1 protein-coding gene is annotated in these 1,770 nt (G+C 37.3%); it reads left to right on the forward strand.

Going from position 1 to position 1,770, the window contains the following annotated elements; all coding sequences use genetic code 11:
- The first annotated feature begins 145 nt into the window (after nt 1-145).
- Complete coding sequence (locus FYJ57_RS14985) at nt 146-1,618, forward strand: transposase (protein ID WP_154433273.1); 1,473 nt, start codon at nt 146-148, stop codon at nt 1,616-1,618.
- Nucleotides 1,619-1,770 lie beyond the last annotated feature (152 nt).

Genomic DNA, 1,770 nt, shown 5'->3' on the forward strand with positions numbered 1-1,770 from the left:
TTAGTCGTTTGCGAAACGCCACAAGCCGCATAAATACGGCATTTTTTAACTGCAAAAAACAAATAACCCCTCACCGGATATGGTATAATAGAGTTGACGAGAAACTATAAACCATACATCCAAGAAAGGAGTTATTCTGACATCTATGATACCATATAAACAGCTTTCTTTGGCAGATATTTTTTCAGATTGCCAGGAAAAATTTGAAAATGACAAACCTGTGTTTCTATCTCTATTAGAAAACCACATCGATATTGATGAGATTATTCCGATTTCTTTTCGAAATCATTTCTATGCATCAACGGGCAGAACCCGTAAATACCCTTTAAATGCTTTGTTGTGGGCTTTGATTATTCAGCGTATTTTTTCTATTCCCACAGACCAGCTTCTTTTAACTTTTCTTGCTTATTCAAAACCACTGCGTGAATTCTGTGGCTTCACTAAAGTTCCAGATGCTTCTAAAATCACCCGCTTCAAACAGGACTTTATTGATGACCTTCAGCTTGTTTTTGATAACCTTGTTGATTTAACCGAACCAATCTGTCATGCTATTGATTCTGCCAAAGCGGATATGACTATCTTTGATTCTTCTGGTATTGAAGCTTTCGTTACTGAAAATAATCCGAAATACGCAAATCGTATTATCAAGCAGCTCAAAGCTTATGCCAAAGCTAACAACTTCGATAAGAGTTATGATCCTTACAAAGCTGCTTATGGTTCTATGCCAACACACGCATCCGCAAATCCTGAAATTAAGCAGTTATACATTAATGGTCATTTTTGCTATGTCTTCAAATTTGGCATTATCACCAATGGTCTTGGCATCATCCGACATATATCTTTTTACAACAAAGACTTTATGATCTCACATCCTGAAATCGTGGTAGAAAAGAAATCTGATTCTCCTGATGAAGATAAGTGTGTTCATGATGCTAAATTACTCATTCCTACACTAAAAGATTTCTTTGCAAAGCATCCGCTTATTAATCCCAAAACATTTCTTGGTGATGCGGCATTTGACTCATGTCGGCTTTATGGAGAACTGCTAACAGGCAATACTTTTGGCGAAAACAAACACTTTTCCAAAGCATACATTCCTCTTAATTCCAGATCAGGATTAGAAAATCCTGATTGTAAAGTGAATGAAAACGGCATCCCTTGCTGTCCTAATGATGATTCACTTCCACTGAAACATGACGGCACTTCTACAAGAAAAAATGGTTTGAAAAGATATAAGTTTGTCTGTCCTAAAATAAAGTGTGTTAGGGATGCATCAACCGGAAAATATCATAGACATTGTATCTGCGATAATCCTTGTACTACTTCTGAGTGCGGACGTATAATCTATGTTTATCCTGAAAAAGATCTTCGTGCCTATCCCGGAACCATTCGCGGAACCGAAGAATGGGATAACACTTACAAAATCAGAACTGCAGTAGAAAGAGATATCAATCACATAAAAGAGAATCTCTGTCTTGCAGGACGTCGTACTCAGAATGAGAAAACATTGCATGCAGACTTAATTCTTGCTGGAATCACCCAACTCATTACAGTTGTTCTTGCAGACAAAATCAAACACCATGAATACATACGAAGCTTAAAGCCACTCATAGCATAGGACTTACCAACTCCATAAAGCCTAAGCCTTATTAAAGTGCACCTAAAATGTCCGGTTATCTACATTTCATTCCAGAATTCGTGCTTTGCACGAATTCATCCTTGTTTTGGTTCAGAATTGCGAACGAGCTTAGCGAGTTTCGCAATTACCTA

The sequence above is a fragment of the Oliverpabstia intestinalis genome (assembly GCF_009696065.1).
Classification (GTDB): domain Bacteria; phylum Bacillota; class Clostridia; order Lachnospirales; family Lachnospiraceae; genus Oliverpabstia; species Oliverpabstia intestinalis.